Origin of the sequence: Acinetobacter bouvetii (assembly GCF_902753875.1) — a bacterium.
Taxonomy (GTDB): Bacteria; Pseudomonadota; Gammaproteobacteria; order Pseudomonadales; family Moraxellaceae; genus Acinetobacter; species Acinetobacter bouvetii_A.
This window is the reverse complement of the sequence record NZ_CADDTS010000032.1, coordinates 59,849-86,200: the sequence shown is the minus strand read 5'-3', so window position 1 is coordinate 86,200 and position 26,352 is coordinate 59,849. Positions and strand designations below refer to the sequence as shown.

The 26,352-nt window shown below is 39.3% G+C and carries 18 protein-coding genes; 9 read left to right on the top strand and 9 right to left on the bottom strand.

All coding sequences use genetic code 11. The features are described from left to right. Positions 1-20: 20 nt before the first annotated feature. Entirely contained in the window at positions 21-1,112 is a 1,092-nt protein-coding gene (locus FB6_RS09690; protein ID WP_174559799.1) for a hypothetical protein, read from the top strand. A 126-nt stretch (positions 1,113-1,238) separates the two neighbouring features. Here FB6_RS09690 and FB6_RS09685 read toward each other — a convergent pair whose 3' ends face one another. The 5 genes from FB6_RS09685 to FB6_RS09665 are packed head-to-tail and all read right to left on the bottom strand — an operon-like array spanning position 1,239 to position 9,258. Next, entirely contained in the window at positions 1,239-2,039 is an 801-nt protein-coding gene (locus tag FB6_RS09685; protein WP_174559798.1) for an efflux RND transporter periplasmic adaptor subunit, read from the bottom strand. After that, positions 2,040-4,040: a hypothetical protein gene (locus FB6_RS09680; RefSeq protein WP_174559797.1), complete on the bottom strand. Its 2,001-nt coding sequence runs from the start codon at positions 4,038-4,040 to the stop codon at positions 2,040-2,042. Further along, positions 4,033-6,201, bottom strand: coding sequence for a site-2 protease family protein (locus FB6_RS09675; RefSeq protein ID WP_174559796.1), 2,169 nt, complete (start codon positions 6,199-6,201; stop codon positions 4,033-4,035). Before FB6_RS09675 ends, FB6_RS09680 begins: the two co-directional genes overlap by 8 nt. A 4-nt stretch (positions 6,202-6,205) precedes the next feature. Further along, positions 6,206-7,894 carry an efflux RND transporter periplasmic adaptor subunit gene (locus FB6_RS09670; protein ID WP_217427335.1) on the bottom strand — a complete coding sequence of 563 codons (1,689 nt, stop codon included), beginning with the start codon at positions 7,892-7,894 and terminating at the stop codon, positions 6,206-6,208. A 29-nt stretch (positions 7,895-7,923) separates the two neighbouring features. Continuing rightward, positions 7,924-9,258, bottom strand: coding sequence for a TolC family protein (locus FB6_RS09665; protein ID WP_174559794.1), 1,335 nt, complete (start codon positions 9,256-9,258; stop codon positions 7,924-7,926). A 786-nt stretch (positions 9,259-10,044) separates the two neighbouring features. Between FB6_RS09665 and FB6_RS09660 the strand changes: the two genes are divergently transcribed. Beyond that, entirely contained in the window at positions 10,045-10,563 is a 519-nt protein-coding gene (locus tag FB6_RS09660) for a hypothetical protein (protein ID WP_254592224.1), read from the top strand. 269 nt (positions 10,564-10,832) lie between these two features. On the opposite strand, the gene FB6_RS09655 is transcribed toward FB6_RS09660, so the two are convergent. After that, positions 10,833-11,162: a hypothetical protein gene (locus FB6_RS09655; RefSeq protein ID WP_174559792.1), complete on the bottom strand. Its 330-nt coding sequence runs from the start codon at positions 11,160-11,162 to the stop codon at positions 10,833-10,835. 326 nt (positions 11,163-11,488) lie between these two features. Between FB6_RS09655 and apbC the strand changes: the two genes are divergently transcribed. Next, positions 11,489-12,766 (top strand): iron-sulfur cluster carrier protein ApbC, encoded by a 1,278-nt coding sequence (apbC, locus tag FB6_RS09650; RefSeq protein WP_174559791.1) that lies wholly within the window; start codon positions 11,489-11,491, stop codon positions 12,764-12,766. Between the two features lie 152 nt (positions 12,767-12,918). Here the strand turns inward: apbC and FB6_RS09645 are convergent, their stop codons facing one another. Beyond that, on the bottom strand, positions 12,919-13,467 hold the full coding sequence (locus FB6_RS09645; protein ID WP_174559804.1) for a DUF2062 domain-containing protein: 549 nt from the start codon (positions 13,465-13,467) through the stop codon (positions 12,919-12,921). Positions 13,468-13,739: 272 nt separating this feature from the next. Here FB6_RS09645 and FB6_RS09640 point away from each other — a divergent pair, with 272 nt between their 5' ends. The 6 genes from FB6_RS09640 (at position 13,740) to FB6_RS09615 (ending at position 21,370) form a co-directional block, all read left to right on the top strand. After that, a complete protein-coding gene (locus FB6_RS09640; RefSeq protein WP_174559790.1) occupies positions 13,740-14,333 on the top strand; it encodes a LysE family translocator in 594 nt (197 codons plus the stop codon). Positions 14,334-14,475: 142 nt separating this feature from the next. Continuing rightward, complete coding sequence (gene dcd, locus FB6_RS09635) at positions 14,476-15,045, top strand: dCTP deaminase (RefSeq protein WP_174559789.1); 570 nt, start codon at positions 14,476-14,478, stop codon at positions 15,043-15,045. 245 nt (positions 15,046-15,290) lie between these two features. Beyond that, entirely contained in the window at positions 15,291-16,997 is a 1,707-nt protein-coding gene (locus FB6_RS09630) for a hypothetical protein (protein ID WP_174559788.1), read from the top strand. A gap of 10 nt (positions 16,998-17,007) precedes the next feature. Beyond that, the gene (locus tag FB6_RS09625) at positions 17,008-17,676 is read left to right on the top strand and encodes a hypothetical protein (protein WP_174559787.1); all 669 of its coding nucleotides are present in this window, start codon (positions 17,008-17,010) and stop codon (positions 17,674-17,676) included. A gap of 32 nt (positions 17,677-17,708) precedes the next feature. Then, entirely contained in the window at positions 17,709-19,967 is a 2,259-nt protein-coding gene (locus tag FB6_RS09620) for a DUF6160 family protein (RefSeq protein ID WP_174559786.1), read from the top strand. A 23-nt stretch (positions 19,968-19,990) separates the two neighbouring features. Beyond that, on the top strand, positions 19,991-21,370 hold the full coding sequence (locus FB6_RS09615; RefSeq protein WP_174559785.1) for a hypothetical protein: 1,380 nt from the start codon (positions 19,991-19,993) through the stop codon (positions 21,368-21,370). Positions 21,371-21,429: 59 nt separating this feature from the next. On the opposite strand, the gene FB6_RS09610 is transcribed toward FB6_RS09615, so the two are convergent. Both FB6_RS09610 and FB6_RS09605 read right to left on the bottom strand, forming a co-directional pair. Continuing rightward, positions 21,430-23,145: a proline--tRNA ligase gene (locus tag FB6_RS09610; protein WP_174559784.1), complete on the bottom strand. Its 1,716-nt coding sequence runs from the start codon at positions 23,143-23,145 to the stop codon at positions 21,430-21,432. A 96-nt stretch (positions 23,146-23,241) separates the two neighbouring features. Then, the gene (locus FB6_RS09605; protein ID WP_174559783.1) at positions 23,242-26,346 is read right to left on the bottom strand and encodes an efflux RND transporter permease subunit; all 3,105 of its coding nucleotides are present in this window, start codon (positions 26,344-26,346) and stop codon (positions 23,242-23,244) included. Positions 26,347-26,352: the final 6 nt, after the last annotated feature.

Genomic DNA, 26,352 nt, shown 5'->3' with positions numbered 1-26,352 from the left:
TAAATTATTTAAGGAATAGTATGTCTGCATTATTTTATGTCTGGGATGCAACACAACATAACCCACTAATAACAATATCTACATTGGAGCAGGCGGAGTACTTTGCAACTCATCCTCAAGATATAGGTTTCACTGAAAATTTAAAAAACTGGCTCATTGAAGTTGAAGGTATCGTTACTAATCCTGAACTTGCAGAAAACTTTGATGAAGAAATTATCCAGTTCTTTAGTAATGTAAAAGGCTTTTTTAATTTTTCTACAAATGTTTTTGTCATCGAATATATACAGGAAAAAAGTAAATACCTTTATAAAATATTGGTTGATACACTACGTAAGTATAATCTCGTTGCTTTTGATGCAAAACATTATGTGTTTTTTAGTCGGGATGTTATTTTCCCCGATCAGAAAAGTATTGAACAGATGTTAAGCTCTGTCGAAGCAGTATCAAGAGAACAGTTATTACAATTTAAAGCTATACCACAAACACAAGAGAAGCTCAGTATTTTTGCAGATCAGTGGTTAGATTTAAATAAAGAATCTTTAAATTTTATAAAGCAGAGAAAAAAAAATCAATTTAACGAAACTATATATCATCGAGATTTTAATGATCAAATATATGAAGGTATATTAATACTATGTTCAAGTAAAAAAAATGTTTTAGCATATAGCCAAATTGCTTTGGGAAGTTATATTCAAATTTCATCAGAAAAAGCAATCCGTATACTACGCCAACATTTTATAGATGATCATACCTTGCAGTATTTACCCAATATTCATGGAATAGAGGGGGAAGCAATTCATTTTAATGATCCACAACAATTGCAGCACGTGTTACAACAAGTTTATGATTTTTTAATTTATGATGAAGAAAAACATAAAGATCTGGAAACTTTAAATCAGTGGTTGAATCATGGAGATGAAAAAGAATATATCACAGGTCTAGGTGCTATCTCACGTTTAGTGTTAGCAAAGTATGTTAATGATCCTTTATATAATCAATTGATGCAGGAAGCTTTGCCATATGTAAATAGAAATAGATTTTTTAAGAATATGACTTTAGAACAATTTCATGAAAGATTAGAGAAAGAAATAAAGGATATTTTAGAAAAATAGTAACATCAAAAGAAGGGCTGAAGGGTAGTGTTACATTTCAGCCCTAAATCTTAGAAGTAAATAAATGAAGAAATTATTAATACTTCTAAGTAACTTATATTAAGAGATACTCTTTAAAAATAGATTTTATAAGTACATCTTACAACGGATTCCACTTGGAAATTTTACAGAATTACTCAAAATTGTAGTACCTGCACTGAATGTTCCAGAACTGGCATCAATGACCTGATCGACATGATCAAGCTTTACCGTCGCTATAAATTTGTCAAAAGGTGCCTCAGGTACAATTTTGACAACTTGCCCTTTTTTAATTGAGCGGAAATATTTTAAAGGAATAATGGCATTAATTTTAAATTGATCAGTCTGGGCTATTTTTAGAATTGGATTTTTTCCTTCAGTTGGTCCAACCATGCTTCCAGCGTAAATATATTGCTGCATGACCACCCCATTAAACGGGCTGTAAATTTTTCTGCGATTCAAGTCAGCCTGACTTTGCTTATATTCAAATTCTGCCTGTTTCAAATTTTCTTTGGCCAATTGAAGTTCTGCTCGAGCCTGACTCAGTTCATTGATTGCATCATCATAAGCCTGCCTTGAAACAAAATTCTCAGCACTTAGTTGCTTCATACGCTCAGCTTTTTTTGTAGCATGAGTAATTTTAGATTGGGCTGTTGCGACATTTCCCTTTACTTGAGTACGGTAATAAGCAGTTTGGGTGGCTGACTTTTCAACATTGGCTTCTATTTGAGCCAGAATCTGACCTTTCTTGATTGTACTGCCAGCTTTAACATGTAATTGCTGTAAAGTCCCGGTCACAGGACTTCTGATTTCTACAATCTGTGCAGGCTGAACCATGCAGGCGAAATTAACCGTATTTGCAAAAATAGGGCAGCTGATGCCGGCGAGTAAAAGTAGTGAGTATTTCATTTAGTAAATTTTCCCCGCAAAACCAATTTGTGAGTTGAGCTTCTTGTCCTGTTTAAACATGGCTATCCGGTTACGGTAAGCTCGTTTCTGGCATTTTTTCTGCATGTGTTTAACTGCAAGAGTGAGTAAGTAATGTTGGATAAAAATAAGTGGTATGAGGTTGAGTAACCAGACAAACCATTTGGCATTTTGTTGTAATAAATCATCTGTGCCGCAGACATAGGCAACACATGATCCTTGATCTCCTTGACGTCCAGCCCGTCCATAAAGCTGCCGGTCAATTCGGGCAGATTCATGGAATTCAGTCAAAATGACATGTAAGCCGCCGGCCTGTTTGGTTTCAGGGCGCAGTTTGATGTCTGTACCGCGACCTGCCATGTTGGTTGCCACAGTAATTTTACCGCTATGACCTGCTTCGGCGATGATTGCCGCTTCCTGAGCATCTTGACGGGCATTTAGTACAATATGGTCAATATCTAAGTTTGTGAGTGCTTCAGCAATGGATTCTGATGCTTCGATGCTTCGGGTTCCAATCAATACTGCACGATTTTGATGTGCGATAGCCTGAGCATGACTGGCAATGGCCTTATATTTTTGCTCATTGGTTTTGAAATAGCGGTGTTTATACTGCTGACGTTTTGACGGAATATTTGGAGGAATCTGACAGACTTTTAAACGGTAGATCATCCATAGTTCACGGGAAACTTCCAGTCCCGTTCCCGTTAAACCAGATAAAAGCAGATATCTTCTAAAAAAACGCTGAAAAGTCATCTTTGCCAGCGTATCTCGTCCTTTAGACAGCTCAACGCCTTCTTTGGCTTCAATCAGCTGATGCAGTCCCTGTTCCCATGAGCGATCTGCCATGATACGGCCCGTACTTTCATCTACAATCTGAATTTTATTGTCCTGAATAATATACTGCTGGTCTTTATGATAAAGATGTAATGCCGTCAGCGCCTGCTGAACCAGAAGTATTTTCCAGGCATGATTGTACCAAATCGGGCGGATGGCATCGGGCAGGGCAACCTGCTTCTGTTCAGGAATATGTTCAATGTGAATGTGGTGTTCAGCTTCCCGAATCTCAAAATCAGTATCTGGATGAAGTTGTCTGGCCTGTGCAATAGCCCAGTGAATCACCTCCGGTTCGATCAAGCCTTCAGCTTCCTGTGAAATCACCATCGGGGTTTGAGCTTCATCAATAAATACACTGTCAGCTTCATCAACGATACAAAAATGCAATGCAGGAACAATCATGTCTTCTGCTGCAGACTGTCCAAAACTTAAATTGCGTAAATTTTCAATCTGACGCGGCTGGGTGCCTTTACCGGAAATATGATCTTTCAGGTAATCAAATACAATTTCATTGGCAGAGACATAGCAAATCCGTTTCTGGTAATTCTGCTTTCGTTCAGGGATTTCCATTTCACTGTTAATTGAACCGCTGCTTAAATGAAAAAATTCAAATAATGGGCGCAATTCTTCTTCATCACGTTGTGCAAGATAGGCGTTAGTCGTCAGTACATGGACATAATTACCAGTAGCTGCCATAAACGTTGCTGCTATGCCAGCAACCAGTGTTTTACCTTCACCTGTAGGCATTTCAGCGAGCCGGCCAGTTAAAAGAATATAGGCTCCCATAAACTGGACCGGATGAGGGTATATCTTAAACACTCTTGAAATGGCTTCACCTATACAGGCAAAGGCGATGGCCACATTGTCATAACTTGCTTTGACTGTTGATAATAAGCTCAAAGCTTCATTAAACGTCTTGACCAGTTGCTTATGATCTAGTTGGCTAAGCGCAGCCTTATGCACAATAATTTTTTGGGAAAATTGCTGTATGACTTTTCGTGAAATTTTTTTCGCAGGAATCCATCCCATCAAATTTGAAAAAAAGATCTCAAATTTATGCAATTCCTGATCCTGTTGTTCTTCTCTTGAAACGTAGGACAAGTAAAACGGATGTAAGGACAGATTTTTAATCACGCTCAGGTTAGACATAGAATTGCTCCAGGAATAACTGACGAAGTTTTCTAATCCATTGCAATGCTAAAGGTGAATAGCCCAAGTCAAATCGTACATATGCAATATCCCCAAACACGTTCGAGTCTATGGGTTTAGACAACTGAATATCGAGATCGAAATAATTCTGTAAGGCAGAAGCGCCGTCCTGATCGGTTGGATCAACGGTAATATTTCCGCCTGCCTGACTACCCAAAGCCGTGGAGAAAAGTTTCTTTTGGGTTTGTGGTGTACTTCTGACAATGTTTCCAGTGTAAATGGTATCAAAATGATTTTTAAAACGGATTTCAATACCTTTTAATCGGGTCTGTATCAATTCATAATCTTGCTGGACAACGGCACTGCGAATAAGCTGAGCAGGCTGGTCTATCACATAACCGATAATGTCACCGCGTTTATAAAACCGATGATCCTGCTCGATATGATCTTTTGCAAACCAGTGTCCAGCAATCGGACTATGTATATTTAGTTGATTTACTTTGAGTTGATATTGCAGAAGCTGCTGATCGAGTCCTTGTTTTTGTAATTCAAGTTTTTCACGCAATTGCACATCATCCAGAGAAGCCTGCCGAATTTTATAATCCGCTTCTTCAACCTGTAATTTTTGCAAGTTGTATTTTTCAGTGAGTTCAGCATTTTCCAGAGTAAAAAGAATCTGATTTTTTGCAATTTTATTATTGTTTAAATGAATTGTTTTTACGCTGCCTGATTCCATGGCCCGAATCATGGATTCTTCGGGTAACCAGACCACCGCTTGCTGAGTGGTGTAATAGGGAAATGGTAAAATGCAGAGGATGAAAATAAGGGATAGCATGATCCAACGAAAACGTTGAATAGCCTGGTCGCGATATTTGGACAAACTTGCCCCCTGATAAATATGCTTAATGCCTTTGTATATAGGCATGACAATGGTCATAAATGCAGAAAGAATGGCGAGCAAGACACCAAACATGAAATATTTTTGTGCCACAAACCAGATCAGACCCAGCATGATACTAATACGGTACAGGGGGGAGAAAAATCCGTACACGATAAGCCAGAACCGTTCTTTCTCTGCGGCAAACGGGGGCTGAGCAGTATTGGCTCCAAAAATATACTTGTCTGAAAGGTAAACCCAGTATTTTGTTGCCCGACCAGCAAGATTCGGAATTTCCAGTAGGTCTGAAAGAATGTAATAGCCATCATAGCGCATTAAGGGATTGCCATTGACCAGTACTGTAGAGACGGCGGCAATGAAGATGACATTATAGGCAAAGGCATGGACGAGCCCTGTTTCGGTAGAAACCCATAAGTAGATCGCAATGGCACCGAGTAACAACTCCATCATGATTCCAGCAATTGAAACAGCAATTCTTTGCCACTTGGATACAAAATGGTAAGAAGAAGACGCATCTACATAAGGAATGGGGATGAACAGAATAAACATCAGGCCCATTTCCCGGACATTTCCATTCCAGGCTTTAATGGCAAGACCATGAGCAAATTCGTGAATAATTTTCACAATGGGATAGGTCAGCCAAAGGATAAAAAGGTTACTGGTTGAAAGAACCCGATCTGATAAATTACTGCTTAGACTCTGCCAGTTTTCTGCCAACAACAATAAAGCTGGAATAACGATGAATAGCCACAATACAACTCCCCATACGTTAAAGATGGAGCGTGAAAGTTTTTTGCATTGATTGAAAAAAGCATCTGGATACAGGAGCGGAACTTTGAGACTTATCGGATTTAGAAAAGACTGTTTGAGTTTATTAAATTTGTGCTTTTTATAGCGTTTGGACATTTCCTCTGCATCAAACGAAACTTCTGTCTGTAGTAGGTCATTACTATACAATTGGCTGAGTAATTGAACCAATTCATTTTGGCTGATGGCTCTGTGTTGCTGATTAAACTGAACATTTTGCTGTTCAATATGTTCTGCGGCCTTATCCCATATTTGCTCAACATTGAATTGACCGTCCAATAAAGTAATGACATACCAAGTTTCAGGGTTGACCCGAACAAAACGTTGTGACATCGGCTCAAACAGCAGAAACCATGATTTCCCACGCAGGATACGTGGTAATACTTCTACATTCTGGCGTAGCTGAGGTCTCAGATGGCGAACCACATGCCAATGTTCAGAAAACAGGCTTTGCATGTAATTACCAGGTAGACCAGATTTTGAGTTTCATCCAGTTGATGAAATCTCTTGACCAGCGGAACAGCAAATTGGTTTTTCCAACGGTAATTTTCCCTACACCTTGCATGCCTGGAGTAAGGGCGGGAGGGGAGTTTTGCCAAGCCGCTTCAACCCTGAATCCATTGATATTATTCTGAACCGCTGCAACTGGCGTAATGCGTGTGACTTTGAACTTAAAAGTTTGATCAGGAAAGCTGGTGAGTTTCAAAACACCATTCTGTCCGGTTTTAACCAGATGAATGTCTTGATCTGCAACATGCAATATGACCTTATAAGCATCCTGCGATGCGATTTGAAACAGCTCTTTTCCTGTTTCTATAGGTGTGCCTGTTTGTTGTACCCAGTCGCCGTCAATCACTGTCCCGTGCAAGGGTGAAACAATATTGGTCTGTATTAATTTTCTTTGAATGGTTTGTATTTTAGCTTCTTGCTGTCTTATCTGATTGGTAGCGAGACCGCTATCTGTCAGGTTCTGTTCAGCCATAGCCACACGAAATTGATGCTGTGCCTGATCAAGTAAGCTTTGTTGTTCAGCCAATTGAATTTTTAAATCAGTATCATCAAGTTTGATTAAGGTCTGGTTGGCTTTGACTTTATCGCCTGGACGTACCAGTACTTGCGTGATAAATCCTTGCATCGGTGCTGCTATGATCCACCTGGTTTTTCCTTCAACATTCAGATTTGAAGTCACCAGCTTATCGACAGGAATTAGAGTAATGCCGATTAGAAAGATGCCTAATAATAGGCTGACTATTTTCCAGGCATAGTGACCTTGTTGGGTATATTTACCCAAAAAATGACGACCCGTGTGAATACTGTGTTGAACCAGACCTTGCTCTGCTTTTTTCCATAATGTTAATAATGGCTGCATTAAGTCAACATTGTTTTTTAGATATATCGTAAGTGCTGTATGGTCAGATTTTTGCTCAAATTTACGGTCTTTTGCCACAAGCACAGCCTGTACCACACCATGATTAAAAATGGGATAAGCCCACCAAAAAGGTTCATGAATTTCATGTTGTAGCATCACTGCTTGAAGTGCAATTTCCTTCATTTTCTGCATATCGGCAGAACCTTTTTCAGTCCAGGACAAATCTGATGAAACTAACCATTCAACATGATCTGCTGGTTGAACATAAAAATAGTTCAATTGAATGTTTTCATATTCCGAAAATTGGTTTCGAATATAGGTCGTGGTTTGATTGATCCATTCCTGGGCTGCAATTCGAAATTCTGACTGATTGATAACATATGCAAAAATTTCAAGCAGTTGTTCAGAATTCCATGCTTGCTGTAATTGCTGGGTCTGATGTTGATAAAACAACCATCCCAGACTGGTACGAATGATTTCTAAGGTAGCTTCATGAATAGGTGGAGCAAGATAAAGACCAAAACAGGATAGAGCATCTTGTTGGTTAAGCCGATAGCCCAGTAAATAGCCTGAATTCCAGCTTTGAAGATGAATTGGTTTTTCCTGAGACAGCAACGTTTTAATGCTGTTCCATTTTTCTTGTGAAATATCTTTAAATTGATGGGTTCCAAAACTTAAAAAATTTTCAAAGCAAACATCAATCACATTAATATTTAGTTGTTTCAGATTATTCAACCAGTGTTGAATGGGTTCGGGCATTTTTATAGTTTGTTCTTGCATATTATTGTCTGTCATATACGTTTAATTTATTAGCTTTGTGCGTAAAAAATTTGATCTATATTTACTAAATCTGCATCTGTGAAAGTACCGAGTATGATTTTGCATTTAATGTAATTTTGCCAGGCTTCGTACCAAGCACTTATTCTTTCCTGTTTGATTTCAAAGTATTTTGATTGTGCTTCTAGTACATCAGCATTCACGCGCATACCTACTTCATATGCCCGTTTATTGGATTGCCATGCAACCATTAAGGAAGATTCTGCTTCTTTCATACCATTGGCTTTAGACATTGATGAAAGCGTCGTGTAGAAACTTTCAAGCATTTGGCTTTGTTGTTTTTGAATTGCCAAGTTTAATTCATTTTTACTTTTATCAAGGGAAGCCTGTTTCTCCTTAATCTTAAAATGGGTTTCGGAGTTATACATGGGCACATTTAATTCAAACCCGTATAAATAGTCCCAGCCATCCTGTTTATTTGAAAAAGCAGTATCTTGAGATTCAAAATTTCGGCTGAGTTTGGCTGAAAAATTTAAGTTTGGGTATCTCGCTGCTTTTGCTTGTTTTAACTCTATTTTTGTTGCTTCTAAATTGAGTTCCGATATTTGAATTTGCTTATTGTTCTTTAATAAAAGTTGAGAAAAAAAATCTTGATCTGATATGGACAAAATCGGAAGCACGGCAAGTGAGTTTTGAATTTGCTGAATTGTGAAATCACCAGTTCCTATGAATTGCGATAAAATATTTTTTTCGCGGGATATTTCTAGATACAGGCTTTGTTCCTGACTCTGTAGAGTGGCAAGTTTGGCTTCAGCTTCTTTTAAGTCAGTAATTGAAACCATGCCTTGATCGAAATTGGCAGCAGCCATTCTTTTTTGTTCATAGATCAATTTTTTTTGCTGCTGCATCAATTGGTATTTAGAATCCAGATTGAGTATCTTGAAATATTGGTCAACAATATTTAATAGTAATTCATCATGAGTTGCTTGATATTGTACCAATGCAACTTTTTCAGATATCTGTGCAGATGAGATTTCTTCTTGTATAGACATATTAATGATTGGAAATGACATCTGAATCGCATAATTTCGAAGACGATAATCGATTTCTTTTCCTGCATCTCGTGCGCTAATCCCTTTTTTTTCTTGAGCTGTAAAGTTTATTTTTGGCTCATTGGCAGCTTTCGCCTGATTGATTTTCTGTTTGACGATTTCTTGTTGACTCAATGCAAGGGGAAGATGAGGTGAAAACTTTTTTGCTTTTACAAATAAAGTTGATAAATCATCAGCATGTACGTGATTCGAACATGAGATTGATAAAATGCTTGAGATTATCCCTATGCAAAAAACAAAAGATTCTTTATTCATAATGTGATTATTTGTATATTTTTTGAAACATTTTTGAGTTGCGTGTAATTTGCACTAATTTCATTTTTTTTTCAAGATTGTTTCTCGTACTGTATTTCTTGCAAAAGAGTATCAAATTTAATCTATTTTTAGCTTGAAATATTTCAATTCCATTTTTATTTTTCTGGTTTAATTTTTTAATGAAATGAAAAATTTAGACTTAGGTTCCACATAAATTATTCAGAAAATAGAATTTAAAAGATGAAATAAAATCAAAGTCAAATAAGCTGATTTAAATGTGTATCCGAACTATTAGCACAACTATGCTTTTATACAGATTGAGAAATACGCAATGTTATGTGAAATATTCTGCAATTTTTCAGTTGGCTTTTTCTCTATATCTGTAAATTGTTGTGACCCAATAATTTTTTATTCTGGAAAAATGTAGTTTGTAGTACATCGCATTGACCTGATCATAATGATTAAAAATAATGATATTGAAGGCGAGCTGGAATGCTGCAGGGCAAACAGCTGTCTAGAGACCGGTAGATCTATAGTTGGAAAAAATCGGTTATTAAGCCATTCGGAATGGCTAAACGGATTAAAAAATTTTGAAAATGAGTCATTTATTTGCATTTAAGTCGCCGAGCAGGAACTTATAACGTGATCAATTATTAGGTCTGATCTGGTTGTATCAATGTGTTTTTACTCATGATGCAAGGAGAACCTGTCATGAATTTTTCTAAAGTTTTCATCATTGCCGGATGGGTTACACTATCCATAACGACCACACTCGCTGCCGACCAAATGACCAAGGGTGCTAAAGCAAGCTCCGAGCAAGCTTCTTCCACGGCCAATACAAAAGATATTGCCAGTGCAATGAGTGCAGCACCGAAAAAGGTCGGTGCTGCAGCGACTATCGTGGTCGTGGAAGGGGACGGAAAGATGCGAACCTTGCGCAAAGGACACAATGGTTTTACTTGCATGCCTGACAATCCGACGACTCCAGGCCCGGATCCCATGTGCATGGACAAAGCAGCTCTAGAATGGGCCGAGGCCTGGATGGGGCACAAAACACCGATGGCAGGTAAGATTGGTTTAATGTACATGCTGGAGGGAGGAACAGATGCCAGCAATGTAGATCCTTATGCAAAAAAACCTACAACTGGTAACCACTGGATCAAGACAGGCCCGCATGTGATGATTGTTGGGGCAGAGCAAAGTTTCTATGATATGTATCCTAAAACTGCACAGCCAGACACTGGAGCACCTTATGTAATGTGGTCAGGAACACCTTATCAGCACTTAATGATACCGGTTAAATAAGGATTGATTAAATAAAAGTAGCAAGATTATGTTGGGTTTGCTGCAAGGCGGATGATCAAATCAGTTTTTCTGACTTGACCCCAGACAGTGCATGCTCTGTCATAGATTGTTCAATTGAAAATTCAGTAAGGTTGAAGCTTAAAGATCGTCATCTTTAAGCTTTGCTATTAATTATCATAGGTAAACCTTGCACAGATATAGGTAGATTAATCAAAGAAAAAGTGTGGGGAAATATTGCTTATCTAGATGGATCTATAAAAAAGTAATTTTCAGCTTTTCTTGAGCGGATCTTTAATGTCCTGATCTGTATTGAGCCATTCAATTTTTTTAACCTGATCATTAATAATGGTAATCGTATAAATCATATTCTCGATTTCATAGCGATAATCCATGGCTAAAGCCGAATTTTTACCTTCAATGATTTCATGTGTAATCATTGATGTTGGAGATAGTTTCATACGGTTTTCCATATCTGTAAAGGAGTCGCCTAAGCTGATTATTTGACCAGCAGGTGTGCGTATGGATGAGGTCTCGTTTGCTGCATGAGCAAAGCCCATCGCCGAGATAAAAATAAATGGTAGTAAGCCTTTCAAACGCATGGAATCCCCAAAGAATAATTCTAATAAATTTAATAATATGTAGCTAAAATAAAGCACAAAATACAAGCATTTTTGTATGAAAATTATTACAAAATAATTATTTTACCTGTCTGTTTAGCTTCATGTGGGAAATGATTGAGCTCTAGAGAAAAGGGGAGTTTAAAATGATTGAATGCATATTCAATACCAGCTAGAAGTTAAAACCAAGTAATGAAGTTGGATTTTTTTGCAACTTTGTAAAAGCAGAGCTTAACTTTGCTTAACCTTCACTGCATTTAAAGTTAAACTATGCTATTCAGCTGTATATCCATACTTGGAGTAAACTTATGTCGTGGCTTTCTTCGCTTAAATCTGTTTTTTCGCCAGCTCAGGAGGTGAAGGAAGAAGAAATCCAGAATGTGCTCCAAAGCTATATTTTGCCCAACTCCAATCATGCACTGAAAGACCGAATTACCCAGGTGAATGTTGAAGGTCGTATCTTACAAATTACCATTAATACCTATCCTGAAGAGGCGGATCATTTACAAAAAATTCATGATGATCTGGCCGATGCACTGGAAAAATGTGGTATCCAGGAACTGAATATGCATGTGATACAGCAAAAGCATGCTCAGGGTGAAAGCTGCTCTAACCATGATCATGGCAAACAGGGACATAGCTGCGCCAGTAATGCTCAGACGGCTACACCATCATCAGCTCAAAAACTTCCGCCTGTGGTGGATGCTTCCGGAAATACAGCACCGGCTGCAGCCAAACAGGATGAAGATCCAAACAATCAACCGATTCAGAAAGCAGCTCCCCAACAACGCGATGTGCCTAAACATCCACGTATCCAAAATGTGATCTTGGTATCTTCCGGTAAAGGTGGGGTGGGTAAATCGACCACAACGGTTAATCTGGCATTGGCCTTGCAAAAACTGGGTTTAAAAGTCGGAGTCTTGGATGCCGATATTTATGGACCAAGTATTCCGACTATGCTTGGTAATGCTGGCCGTACGCCTATGATTGAAGCAGAAAATTTTGTGCCGATTGATGCCTATGGTATGGCAGTGTTATCCATTGGGCATTTAACTGGAGATAACAATACGCCTGTAGCTTGGCGTGGTCCTAAGGCCACCGGTGCATTGATGCAGCTGTTTAATCAAACTTTATGGCCAGATCTGGATGTGTTGATGATTGATATGCCGCCGGGCACAGGTGATATTCAGTTGACCCTTGCACAGCGCATTCCAGTGACAGGTGCGGTGATTGTGACTACACCGCAAAATGTGGCGCTTATGGATGCGACCAAAGGCATTGAACTGTTCAATAAAGTGCAAATTCCGGTCATGGGTGTGGTGGAAAATATGTCGACGCATATCTGTTCCAACTGTGGTCATGAAGAACAGATTTTTGGTACCGGTGGTGGTGATAAGTTATCGGAACAATACCATATTCCACTGCTTGGTCGTTTGCCTTTAAATGTGCAGATTCGTGAAAATGCCGATGCCGGGAAGCCTTCCGTACTGGTTGGTGATGATGCGGCTGAAAGCTATATGGCGATTGCGCAAAAAATTGCCGATCAATTGCCTCAAGTAGAAAAGCCAAAAAACCGAATTTTCTAATGCTGAATTGAATAGCACTATTAAAAAAGCTCAACCTGGTTTGGGCTTTTTTTATCTCGGTGAGAAATATTTATAAAATAATCAATAATAATTTTTAGGATTAGATGATGTCTAAGTGGAGGAAAATGTGAAGGAGCAGAAGATGCTGGCGATTATTTCATAAACCGGCGCCGATTATAGTGCTGAACAATATTCCAACGCCAAAATAATCGTGTAATCACATATAGTATAACGGCAAAAATAAAGGCTTCTAATAACAGCCCGGATAAAAGAATTTTCGCCAGACTAAAATCAATGTGGCCGCTACCAAAGTGGGTAATCCAGTGACTGATCTGATGTAGTACGCCTAGGAGCATATCCTGATCAATCATGTTGACCCCGAATATTTTAGTGCCTAACCAAAAACCAAGATACAGGATTGGAACCAGGGTAAATGGATTGGTTAACCAAGCCAGACATAAACTCACTGGTAAATTGACTTCAAATAATAATACCGTCAGCACAATCAAAATACTATGAAACGGCAAAGGTAACATGCCCCAAAAGGTCCCTATAAAAACAGCTTTTGAAATCGACTTTCTGTTCACATACCAGAGTAGTGGATTTAAGGTGCGTTGACCAAAAATCTTCATCACTTTCATCTCCGCAATTTTATGGGGAGAAGGAAGCCATGATTGAAAGAATTGTTTTGCCATACGAATAGGTACTTGAGGAATAAGCTATTGTGCCTGAATAGATCACCATATACAGCTTAAGTATGACTTAAAGCCGACAGTAATGTTGAAAAAATATCAATTTTGAAATTTTTTATAACAAATGACGCTGGAGTTATACTTGAACTATGTAATTTAATTTATTGAAAATTATATAGTTATTGTTTAAGTGTGGGCACTTTGAAAAAGATATAAAATTCCTCAATTGCTAAGTACAATAAACTGATTTACTCTTCGCGCACTCTATAGAGAGAACGCATATGATTTCATGGCTGTTTATTGGTTTAGTCATTACCATTTTATTGACTCCTGGTCCAACCAATACTTTATTGGCATCTTCCGGTATTCAGGTCGGTGTGCGTAACTCTTTACGTTTGATTCCTGCCGAATCTTGTGGCTACCTCATCGCCATTACTGTTTGGGGCGTGATCATTGGGACTGTCTCAACTCAATTTCCAATAGTACCGACCATCTTAAAACTCATGAGTGCGTGCTATATCATTTTTCTGGCAGTTAAACTCTGGAAAACCGCAGATATTGAAGCGAGCTTTAATCTGCCTACCATTCGTCCTCGTGAATTATTTTGTGCCACACTATTGAACCCTAAAGCCTTACTGTTTGCTTCGGCTGTTTTTCCAAGCACTGCATGGCTCAGTGTGAATGATTATGCTGCGCATATTGCCATGTTCCTGATTTTAATTGTCCCGATTGCCTTGTTCTGGATTTTTATCGGTTCCGTTTTGGCATCCAATAAAGTGCGCTGGCTCAATCAGTCAAACTTGCAAAAAACTGCTTCAATAGTGTTGATCAGTTTTTCAATTCCCTTAAGTTATTCAGCTATTTTAAGTTTTTAAATTTTTTAAGGTTTTAAATTTGGGCGATACAAATGCACATTTTGTAAAAAATCGCATCATCGCCTGATCATCATTTCCATTACTGCCAATTTCAGTTAAAGTACAGCGCAATAATCGAATTAACTATTTTTGGATTGAAATAATGGCAATTAAGTCTGATCGTTGGATTCGCGAAATGAGCGAAAAACACGGCATGATTGAACCGTATGCAGAAAACCAAGTGCGTTATGACGAAGCGGGTGAAAAACTCATTTCTTATGGGGTTTCAAGCTACGGTTATGATGTTCGTTGTGCACGTGAATTTAAAGTCTTTACCAATGTACATTCAGCAATTGTCGATCCAAAAAACTTTGATGAAAACAGCTTTATCGATATTGAATCGGATGTCTGTATCATTCCGCCAAACTCTTTTGCTTTGGCCCGTACTGTTGAATATTTCCGTATTCCACGCAATGTCTTGACCGTATGTTTGGGTAAATCGACTTATGCGCGCTGCGGTATTATTGTCAATGTGACACCGCTGGAACCTGAATGGGAAGGTCATGTAACCTTGGAGTTTTCAAATACTACCAACTTGCCAGCACGTATTTATGCAGGTGAAGGTGTAGCACAAATGTTATTCTTCGAATCTGATGAAGTATGTGAAACATCTTATAAGGACCGTGGTGGTAAATATCAGGGGCAAACCGGGGTCACTTTACCTAAAGCCTAAGTTGTATAAATAATTGAATAAGCGGATCATTTTGGTCCGCTTATTTTTTGCCTGATTCATTCATCGGAAACTGGCTTCATTCGACCAGTTTTTTTTGCAATTGCATCAATATTCAGCATAATAAAAAGTTATAAAAACTTGGTAAGAACATTGTTGTAATGACAAATTAATAAAAATTCGACATACCAAGCTTAGGATGAATGAAAAATAATGATGCGGAGCATCTGATAAAAAGGAAGGTCGTGATGACTCAAAGTTGGAAGAATGCAGGATTCAAAAAATCCTGTTTGGCCAGTGTAATCGCAGTGTTACTAAGCCCGTCAGTTTATGCGCTTGAATCTTTATCCGATGATCACCTTGCTGATACAACCGGCGAAGGGATTGCATTGTTACCCGAAAATTTTAAAATGGTCTTTCAGGGTGCCAAAGATGTTTCAGCAGCATCTACTTATGGTACAGCCACCGATGCTGCAGCCTTATTAACTGCATCAACAAGTGATACAGGTTTCATTCGTCTTATTCCGACAGGTGAAAATTACGCAGGTTTAGCTTCAACAGTAACTTCAGCTCAGGCAGCTGCCAAGCAGACCAAAGCAGATATTTTTATTTATGGTTTGGCTCTGTCTAAAAGTAATGATCAATTAAATCAACGTTATAGTAACCAAGTTTTTACTTGGGGAAGTGCAGCCAATCCATGGTTGTTTAGAGCTGGTACAGAAAAACAGGTTCAGCAATTCCAATCAACAAATACAGCTGCAGATATTGGCTATCTGGCATTAGAAGCACCATTGGTTACGGTTGCTGCGGACGAAAGTGATAATAATATTAAATTAGGTTTTTGGTTAGATGCTTTCTCTCGTAAATGGGGATCAAGTAATGCGGTGAATATTATTACCGGAGCACCTGTAGCATCTCCAGTGAGTGGAGATAGCTCAAATGACCAAAATTTGGATAAAAACCAGCGTTTACGTCTACAATTTGTTGCAAATGGTCTGAGCTTAAATGGTTCGCAAGTACGTTTGTTTCAGACACAAAGTTCGAGTGTGGCACAACAAAATCAAACATTGGGGATTGCCAGTATCTTACGTCTGAATACCAATGATAATCCACAGAATATAAAATCAACAGACACAAATTTAGCTGCAAAAGCAATACGAATTAGCACGGCTGCTACGAATGACGGTACCTATTCTACTCCTGCTTTAGATCGTTCTGTAGCTCCAACTTTTGATAGTACAGAAGGTCTGTATATATATAGTCCAAATATAAACTTGGTATTAGGAAATATGTATCAACCCTTTATTGTAGGATCTGAAGGAAAAAACATTATTCTAGAAGTAACATCACTCCCAAAAGTTGATAGTATTTATAATAAAATTTATACCTATTATAAGGATACAGAAGCAACTTATGGAGCGGATACTTCCGGTGGATACTATAAATCTAAATCAGGCACTTACTATAGCACTGCGAATTTCTCCAGTGTCTCAACGCTTTACCGAAAAGATGTTAATGCAACAACTAAAGTGACGAGTTACGTTGCGGATCCTGCAGGAACCTATGTAAAAGACGATGTGAGCAAGGGCTATGTTGAATTGGTAAATACAGGCGCTATAAGCTCTCCAACCAAATATTCAATTAATAATCAGTCGGTTCTAACTACACTTGCGACTCAGTATAAAGGGTCTACATGTAATGTGAGTGTTTGTGGAAGTAATGTCTCACAAATTAATGCCACGAGTTATCAAGGTACAAGCGCAACCCATAGCAGTATTTCCATGGGCACTGTGGCACGTGATACAGCGAATACTTTAATTGCTAACCGTGATAGTACAGCTACCGGTATTATGTTTAAAAGTTCAACTGTAGGGGCTACCCCTGTTAATTTGGGCTCTGCAGCGATAGATGGGGTGTTGATTCAGCATTTAAAATTTAAAACAACAGGACTATAGGGGTTTTACAATGTTAAGAAAATTAATGACTTCTGTATTGTTGCTATCTTCTGGTTTTACACAAGCTGGCTTATCAAATTTAAATAATGACGATATGCAATCTGTTGTTGGTCAAGGTGGTGCAGATTTAAATTGGACCCTGTCTCTAAATCATAAATATGCAAATGATATGAGTTTAAATGCGATTTCAACAGTGGATTCTTCTGGGGTTACTACCGCAGCAAATTATGGATATGCATGTACAAACAATGTTTTGTGTCGTTTAGCGATTGCGCCGAATAATCATGCTGATAGTTCTGGCAATAAAAAATGGCTGGTCTTTAAACAAATACAAGGCACACTTCAAATTGATAAATTTTCACTGGATGGATCAACTATTTTAAACAAGGATAGCCTGCCTCAAACAGCAATGAAGCTGAGTTTCTATGATGATAAGCCTCTCAAAATAAGGAATTTAGGCTTTTCTAGTTTAGCTGTGGAAACAGATAAAACAGGTGAAGCAGGTTATCTGGATGCTACTACATATGCAAAGTTTAATTCGACTCAAGATGTACCAGCATTTGACAAAGGTGCTGAGACTGGATTTATGGGATTAAATATGCATGGCAACCTGCATATGTCAGGGAATCTTAAAATCTTTAGTTATAACTGCGCAGGGACAGCAACCAGTCGCTGCTAGTCAGCTCAAGATTGAAGAATAGGGATATTAAAATGAAAATAATAAAATTAAATATACTGACTGCCTGTGTGTTGGTTGCGCAATATGGTTATGCAATTCAAGAGCTAACAGATCAGACTCTTAGTCATGTGACTGGACAGGATGGCATTACCATCACCCATGAAATATCGAAAGCGACAATTAATCAAGCGAACTGGGTGGACTATACCAATACTGGCAATATGAAACTGGGGCTTTCGGACGTTGTGGTTACTGGTAATGGTCAAACTAATATAATGAGTCAGTTGGACTTTGATGTAGGCGCAACGACCAATGGTGCTGGTGTGAAAATAAGGGCAAGTGTTTCTCCTTTTCAGGCAACTGTAAAAGACATTATGCTCATTTGTGATTCATGCACTACTGATAAAAAACAAAGTCTAGGTTCTTTGGGTATTAAGACCACTACACCTTTTGTTATAAATTTAGAAACGACCAACGGTTTATTTAATCGAGATGCCAAGGCTCATCTTGATCTCAATTTGCAAAACGCCAGTATCAGTTATGGCTTAAATAATCATAATCTGACATTAAAAGATTTTAACTTTAATCTTTCTGCTGATGGCTATATGTATCTACAGCAAGGTGAAGGCATTGTTTTAACGACCAAGAGTAAAGATGGCACGGAAAATCATCTTGTTGATTTAGGGCGTGTAACTGACACGAGTGATACTAGTTCAACCAGAACGGGAACGAATGCAGCGACAAACCCTGGGGTGAATATCGATTTACGTTATGGTTCAGGCACTACGCAAAATAACCTGATTCGCATGGGGGCTTCTGGTGCCATAACCAATGGTACAATTTTCATCAATTCTGATCAGAGTGGTTATCAGGATTTTCGCCGTACGACCAATGGTACACTCAGTGCAAATACCACTGACTACCAGTCTTTGGGGGTGGGGGGGCTACATTTTGGTATGTCAGGGGAATTTACCAGAGCTGGAAATTCCTTACTGGGCACAACCCATGCGCCAACGACACTGGAAATTGGTCACACAGGTCATGGCAGTAATGCACTAGAATTTTCGAATCTTTCACCTTTGGCGATTCGAACATCTAACACCGATGTAAATGCGCTTAATAAACAAAATGCATATATTGATTTTGGCGATATATATATTAATACAGTGCGAACCAATAACTTAAGTTTTATTTATAACGATAATATTGAGAAGATTTTAGGGAAAAATGCAACAGAATCTAATCAGATCAGTTACCAAATAAATCCGAATAATGCTACACAGAATGCAGCCCTGATTGCGGTACGTGGCTTCGATTTTCAATCCATTGCACGTACTGCAAAATTTATTTCAGATAATTCAATTGCAAAACTGGAAAATCAGACAGCTACATGGGGTATAGGTATTCCTATTTACAACATGAATGCCAACTTGGCATTGTTTGCAAAGGGGTATAGACGCGGAACTGCAACAACAGACAGTAACGGCTTAGGTTATAACCTTGTTTTTTCTACCGATGGTTATGGTATAGATCAAAAAACCGGCAAACCGGCAACGACATCTATTATTATAGTTGATGGTGGAGTAGGAACATACGGTGAAGCAGTAAACTACTATGCTGGATTAAGAAATATTGACTCTTATATGAAGTCTGATGGTGTGATTGGCTTTGAAGATGATGGTATTTATATTAAAGCAGACCATTTATTGTTTGCGGCTAAAGCTGAAATTGCAATTGGGCAGTTACCAGGATCTTTATATAATTGTCCCGATAATGATGCCAGCTGTACTGCAAGTACTACGGCAAAAATTGTACCTATCGACAATTTTGCCAAAAAAGATGATGTATTGTCTTCTATCGCCTTTAAATTGGATGGTAAGGGGGAGTTGCTGATTATTCCGGGCGTAGAAAGTTCATCGGCAACACCTGATAGCAACTTTTTGTCTATGAAAGCAGACTTTACATTTAACGATCCTGCAGATACAGGCGGCAATGGAAGTTATATTAGTATCATCAATGAAGACACCAACAAAACTACCGGAGCAGTCACTGAATCCAGTGTGAATTTGAATAAATTGCAAGGTCATATTGGTCTGGAGTCTCGCATTAAAGTCAAAAGTGATACAGTGGTCATGGATAATCAATTAAAATTTAATTATGAAAATGCCACAACTAAAGTATTAAAAGCAGAATTAGCACTTTCACCTTCCGCAGGGAATATGCAAAAAATAGCGGATATTGCAATCACAGGTGGAACTATGCGCAGTACCTTAGGGATAACGCCGCGCTAAAAAAGATAAAAAGGGCAAAGAAGATGAAAAAAATAATATTGGCAACCATTGCAGCTTTGGTCTTAGTGCTGGGTATGACTAAAATGTCATATGCAATGACAACGCTAGATGATGAATCTCTTTCAGATGTGACAGGACAAGCTTTATTTTCACTTGTTAAAGAAACTGATTCTACCCAAGGACTGGATTTTTTTAAGCTTGGTTTGCAGGCAGAGTTATCTTTAAATACCAATATTAAATCCCTTCAGTTGGGCTGTGGGGGAGATAATGGCGCAGGTGGTTGTGATATAGATATTTCAAATTTATCTTTTGGTTGTGTGACGGGCTCTTCAGGTTCGTGTATTACACTTGGCTCAACACAAGATACGGTAGCCAATCAAACAGCTTTAAAAGACTTTGTTTTAACCAATCCCTTCTTTCAGTTTGCCATTAAGGGTGGAAGTAGTGCAGCTACCCGTCAGGTGGTTGGGGTTCGCTTAGGGGCAGAAAAAGCTGAAGGCCCGATGAGTATTGGAACTTTAAATAGCTTTAGTGGCTATTTAACTGGAGTGACGAATTTAAATATTCTAGCTCAGAATCGTATTGCTGTAACTTGTCAAGCAGGCACAATAGGTTGTGCCGCAGCTGATCAATCCAAATACTCAACAGATTTTTTAGGTGATTATGGTTTATTTGGCCATGATTATAAGCAGCAATATGCTGCAACAGGATTTCTCGGGGTTAAAGATGCAGAAATCACAAATTTAGGTCTTATTGCTGTTAGATATCGAGATTTGACCATTAATACAGCAGCTGCTTCTAAATCGGCGAATGTGACTGCTAACGGTACAAGGTTAACCCAAGTGAGTATTTCTAATCTGGGTTTAGGTGATATTGTAAATAATGTGGTTGAAGGATTGGAGATTGATCAACTATGTGCAGGAGACCCAGGTGATAAATGTAATGCTATTGGTACAGCAGGTATTGCGGGTACATTAATGCCATTGTTAAAAACGGGTATTAAAAACTATATGAAAGAGCAAACCTTAATAGGTTTGGGACAAGCAGTTCCTACGCAAGGAGCATTAGAAACAGATAGTAAATATGGTGATAAATTAACAACTTTACTTAACAATTATAATTTACCGTATAATTTAAGCAATGTGCATCAACTTGAAGTCAGTTCAAGTAATTTTGGTATCGCTCTAACTTCACTTTTAGGGGGAATTCAATATCCTGGATATGCAGCCAAAGTAGGTCGTGGTTGGTCTATGTACCTGGAGAAAGCATTTACGTTGGATATTACTGACTCATTAACTAACTTGATGTCGAACATGGTGCAAAATGGTCAAGCTGCAGCAGGTAATATTACGACCTTGGCACCCGCTTATCGGAACTGTTTTGGTTCATTAAATTTCTGTTAATAAAAAGTTAATAAAAAAATCCCGCGACTGAAGCGGGATTTTTTATGGAATATTACAAATTATTTTGCAATTTTAGCCAGAAGTTCTTCTTTAGAAATATTCACTGATTCAGCATCGGTACGGCCTTTATATTCAAAAGTCCCTGCATCCAGACCTTTTTCACCAATCACGATACGGTGTGGAATACCTGTAATTTCAAGGTCAGAGAATTTCACCCCTGGACGTTCATCACGGTCATCCAAAATTACGTCATAACCCGCAGCTTGCAGTTCTGCATAAAGTGCTTCAGCAGCTTCTAGCGTACGTGGTGATTTATGTGCGTTCATCGGTACAATTGCAACTTCAAACGGTGCAATTGCAGAAGGCCAGATAATACCTTTGTCATCGAAATTCTGTTCAATGGCAGAAGCCACCACACGCGTTACACCAATACCGTAACAACCCATGGTCACTACCAGCGGTTTACCGTCTTTACCAAGCACTTTACAGCCCAAAGCTTCAGAGTATTTTTTACCTAGCTGGAAGATATGACCCACTTCGATCCCGCGTTTAATTAGAATCGTACCTTTACCGTCTGGTGATGGATCGCCTTCAACCACATTACGTAAGTCATAAACTTCAGTAAAGTTGGCATCACGTTCCCAGTTCACGCCAGTGGCATGCTTGTCCACTTCATTGGCACCGGCAACAAAGTCCGAAAGTACAGATGCTGCACGATCTACAATAACGGTAATACCTTTTTCAACTAAACCTTGTGGGCCAATAAAACCAGCTGTTAAACCCAGTTCTGCAATTTGGGTTTCAGTCGCAAAAGTTAAAGGTGCTGCAATAGCCGTATGTTTTTCAGCTTTAATTTCATTCAGCTCGTGGTCACCACGAAGGAATAGGGCAACCACAGGTGCTGTTTTACCTTCTTCAGCAACACCTTGTACAAGTAAGGCTTTAACCGATTGAGCTGGGTCAGATTTTAAGAATGCTGATACATCTGCAATGGTTTTTTGATTTGGCGTCTCTACAAGTTTTAAGTCTTGAGTTGGAGCTGCACGCTCACCCACAAGAATGGCTTCTGCCATTTCGACATTGGCTGCGTAATCTGATTCAGTCGAGAAGGCGATATCATCTTCACCACTTGAAGCCAATACGTGGAATTCATGCGAACCTGAACCACCAATTGAACCTGTATCTGCCTGTACCGGACGGAAATTTAAACCAAGACGGCTAAAGATACGGCAATATGCAGCATACATATTGTCATAGGTTTCTTGTAATGAAGCTTGATCAACATGGAAAGAATAAGCATCTTTCATGATGAATTCACGTGAACGCATCACACCAAAACGTGGGCGAACTTCGTCACGGAATTTGGTTTGAATTTGATAGAAATTGATTGGCAGCTGTTTGTAGCTTTTCAATTCGTTACGTGCAAGGTCTGTAATGACTTCTTCATGTGTTGGACCAAGTACAAAGTCATTGGTATGACGATCTTTGAAGCGTAACAGTTCAGGACCATACTGAACATAACGGCCAGATTCTTCCCATAAGCTTGCCGGTTGAGTCACGGGCATCAAGGTTTCAAGCGAACCGGCACGGTTCATTTCTTCGCGTACAATCGCTTCTACTTTATTTAGCACACGTACACCCATCGGCAACCAAGTGTATAAACCCGAAGCCAATTTACGAATCATCCCCGCACGTAACATGAGCTGATGTGAGATCACTTCAGCATCATTTGGGGTTTCTCTTAACGTAGCAAATAAAAAGCGACTCGCGCGCATGGAAACTGTCCTGATAATTAAGCGTTAAAGCATAAGAGTATACGATAAAAAAATGAGGTGAACATTTCAGAATGTCACCTCATGGTTATGGATTTATTATGCCATGATTTTTCGGATTTGGCGCGTCATAAAATTCTTAAAGTCATCCAGGTAGGTAAAGATGACTGGCACTACGACTAGAGTCAAGAGGGTAGAGGTGATTACCCCCCCAATCACGGCATGGGCCATCGGTGCACTCTGTTCGCCACCTTCGCCTAAGCCCAGTGCCAAAGGAATCATGCCCATCACCATAGCGCTGGTGGTCATTAAAATGGGGCGTAATCGAGTTTTACCAGCCATAATAATGGCATCATAACGATCTTCACCGCGGTCCATGGCTTTTTTGATAAAATCAATCAGCAGAATGGCATTTTTGGTGACCAGTCCCATCAGCATGATAATCCCGATAATAGAAAACAGGTTCAGGGTGGAATTAAACAGGAAGAGCGCCAGAAATACCCCAATCAGGGAAAGGGGGAGAGAGGCCATAATCGCAGCTGGATGAATAAAGCTGTTAAATTGTGAACCGAGTACAATATAGATAAATACAATCGAGAGTGTAATAGCCGTCAGGGCATAACCGGCGGACTCTGCCATGTCTTTGTTAGCGCCTTGCGTAGCAAAGCTATAACCGGGTGGTAAATCAAAGTTGTCTTCAATTTTTTTAATATCTGCCCCAATATCACCCGCAGGTCGTCCTGCAGTATTGGCTTCGACCAGCACTTCGCGAGCCAAGTCACGACGGTTAATCTGCGAAGCGCCCAGACTTTCTCTAAATGTGGCTACACTGGCTAGTGGTACTAAAATAGGCTGTCCAGAAGCATCGGTTTTTTGTGAATTGAGGTAAAGGTTCTCAATGTCACTCGGCAGGGTGCGTTTACTTTGAGTCAAACGCAGATTGACATCATAGGTTTCACCTTTCTCATCTTGCCATGTGGTGACATCATCACCTGCGATCAGTGGGCGTATCACATTGGCAATCTGGTTTACCGAAAGACCTAAATCACTGGCCAATATGCGATTGATATCTACAGCCAACGTGGCTTTAGGTTCTTTTAGCGAGCTTTCCAGATCGACAATACCGTCAACTTTGGCAATTTCTGCAAGAAAACGGTCGGAGATTTTTTGTAATTCATCCAGATCGGGTCCTTTGATTGAAATCAGAACCGGTTTTTGTCCGCCGGAAACAGTTTCATCCGCGGAAGCGACCGAAGTGATGGTAATTCCAGCAACACTTTGCAGGCGCTGACGGAACTCGTTATTCAGCTGGGTGAGGGTTTTATCGCGTTCCAGACGTGGCGTTACACTGACCCGAATACTGACATGGTTTTTCCCACGGTCTGTGACTCCATTAATAATGCTGTACGTGTTAAGGACATCTGGCTGCTGGCGAATAATATGTTCAACTTGCAACAACTTGGCTTGTGAATATTCCAAAGATGCATCTACCGGTGTTTCAAATTTAATCCGGATTTCATTTTTATCTGGAACCGGAACGAACTCGGTCCCTATCAGTTTGGACAACCCCAATGCGCCAAAGAGTGAAGCAATTGCAACGATGAGGGTGATGACCCGGAAACGCAGTGCCAGTTTCAGCAATTTTTCATAATAGTGACTTAAATTATCCAGCTTATGCGAGATCCAGTTGAAGAATCGTTTGATTCTGCCGGGTTGCTTATTGGGATCGTGCTTTTCAGCCCAATGTGCGGACAGCATAGGATCAAGAGTGAAGCTGACAAACATGGAAATCAGTACTGCAGCGCTGACTGTGACCCCGAATTGATAGAAAAATTTACCAATAATCCCGCCCATAAATGCGACCGGTAAAAAAACGGCAACAATAGTCAGGGTTGTTGCGAGTACCGCTAAGCCAATCTCTTTGGTGCCGTCAAGAGCAGCTGTTACCGGGTCTTTGCCCATGTCAGTATGCCGGACTATATTTTCCCGAACCACAATGGCGTCATCAATAAGAAGACCGATACTGAGGGAAAGTGCCAACAGGGTCATCATATTGATAGAAAAACCAAAGGCCCAAATAAAGGTGAGTGTACCTAACAAGGCAATTGGCAGGGTTAAGCCAGTAATAGCAGTTGAGCGGAAAGAGCCTAAAAAAAGCAATACAATGAAAACTGCTAAAATTGCACCTTCAATGATGGTACGCGCGACATCTTTAATACTGCCGCGGATACCTTTGGAACTATCGACCACGACTTTAGCGATTGTTCCTTCAGGAAGTTGCTTTTGTATTTTTTCTATGGCCTTGTAGGTTGCATTGACCACTTCAATGACATTGGAATCCGAGCTACGTAAAATATCAATTGCGACTGCATTTTTACCATTTAAATATGCACTTGATTCAAGATCAGCCTGACTGTCTTCAATTTTTGCCACCTGTTTTAGGAAAATAGGTGCTCCATTTTTATTGGCTACAACCAAGTCACCAAAGGATTGTGGGTGAATGACTTTAGATTTGATTTCAACAACCAGTTCGGATGTGGGTTGTTTTAAAGTTCCACCCGGCACTTCAATGTTTTCACCTTTTAAAGTATTAATGACTTGATCGACACCAATTCCAAAGCTTTGTAATTTTTGTGGTTCAACTTCAATACGGATTTGACGTTGGGCATCGCCCAGTAAATTGACTGCACCTACGCCCGGAACGGTTTGCAATTGCGGAACAATACGTTGATTTAAATAGGAACTCAAATCGCGTAAGGGCATATTATTCGACTCAAAAACAATCGACATAATTGCATTGGCGGTCGGGTCATAACGTTCTACCACTGGATCTTGAATTTCATCACGAAAACCGGCTGTGACAGGAGCAATTTTATCGCGAATATCTTGCGCAGCCACGGCAGAAGAAACATCAAGATTAAATTCGACAATAATAGTCGAAAGACCTTCACTGGACTGGGAAATCACCTGTTTTAAACCTGAAATGGTATTGATTTTTTCTTCCATTTTCTTGGTGATTTCAGATTCAATTGTTTCAGGTGATGCCCCAGGATAACTGGTGTAAACAACGACAAAGGGAAAATCGACATCGGGAAATTCTTCAACATCCATGCGTTGCCAGGATGCCAAACCCAATACCAGTAAACACAGCATCATCATGATGGTGAAAACAGGATATTTAACACTAATTCGGGTAAACCACATAACAAC

Bases quoted from the DNA above. Each gene is read 5' to 3' on its own strand.
- FB6_RS09685 (WP_174559798.1), bottom strand. From the start codon at position 2,039: ATGAAATACTCACTACTTTTACTCGCCGGCATCAGCTGCCCTATTTTT.
- FB6_RS09630 (WP_174559788.1), top strand. From the start codon at position 15,291: ATGACTCAAAGTTGGAAGAATGCAGGATTCAAAAAATCCTGTTTGGCC.
- FB6_RS09620 (WP_174559786.1), top strand. From the start codon at position 17,709: ATGAAAATAATAAAATTAAATATACTGACTGCCTGTGTGTTGGTTGCG.
- FB6_RS09665 (WP_174559794.1), bottom strand. From the start codon at position 9,258: ATGAATAAAGAATCTTTTGTTTTTTGCATAGGGATAATCTCAAGCATT.
- FB6_RS09690 (WP_174559799.1), top strand. From the start codon at position 21: ATGTCTGCATTATTTTATGTCTGGGATGCAACACAACATAACCCACTA.
- FB6_RS09655 (WP_174559792.1), bottom strand. From the start codon at position 11,162: ATGCGTTTGAAAGGCTTACTACCATTTATTTTTATCTCGGCGATGGGC.
- FB6_RS09670 (WP_217427335.1), bottom strand. From the start codon at position 7,894: ATGCAAGAACAAACTATAAAAATGCCCGAACCCATTCAACACTGGTTG.
- apbC (WP_174559791.1), top strand. From the start codon at position 11,489: ATGTCGTGGCTTTCTTCGCTTAAATCTGTTTTTTCGCCAGCTCAGGAG.
- FB6_RS09610 (WP_174559784.1), bottom strand. From the start codon at position 23,145: ATGCGCGCGAGTCGCTTTTTATTTGCTACGTTAAGAGAAACCCCAAAT.
- FB6_RS09680 (WP_174559797.1), bottom strand. From the start codon at position 4,040: ATGTCTAACCTGAGCGTGATTAAAAATCTGTCCTTACATCCGTTTTAC.
- FB6_RS09675 (WP_174559796.1), bottom strand. From the start codon at position 6,201: ATGCAAAGCCTGTTTTCTGAACATTGGCATGTGGTTCGCCATCTGAGA.
- dcd (WP_174559789.1), top strand. From the start codon at position 14,476: ATGGCAATTAAGTCTGATCGTTGGATTCGCGAAATGAGCGAAAAACAC.
- FB6_RS09660 (WP_254592224.1), top strand. From the start codon at position 10,045: ATGACCAAGGGTGCTAAAGCAAGCTCCGAGCAAGCTTCTTCCACGGCC.
- FB6_RS09605 (WP_174559783.1), bottom strand. From the start codon at position 26,346: ATGTGGTTTACCCGAATTAGTGTTAAATATCCTGTTTTCACCATCATG.
- FB6_RS09615 (WP_174559785.1), top strand. From the start codon at position 19,991: ATGAAAAAAATAATATTGGCAACCATTGCAGCTTTGGTCTTAGTGCTG.
- FB6_RS09640 (WP_174559790.1), top strand. From the start codon at position 13,740: ATGATTTCATGGCTGTTTATTGGTTTAGTCATTACCATTTTATTGACT.
- FB6_RS09625 (WP_174559787.1), top strand. From the start codon at position 17,008: ATGTTAAGAAAATTAATGACTTCTGTATTGTTGCTATCTTCTGGTTTT.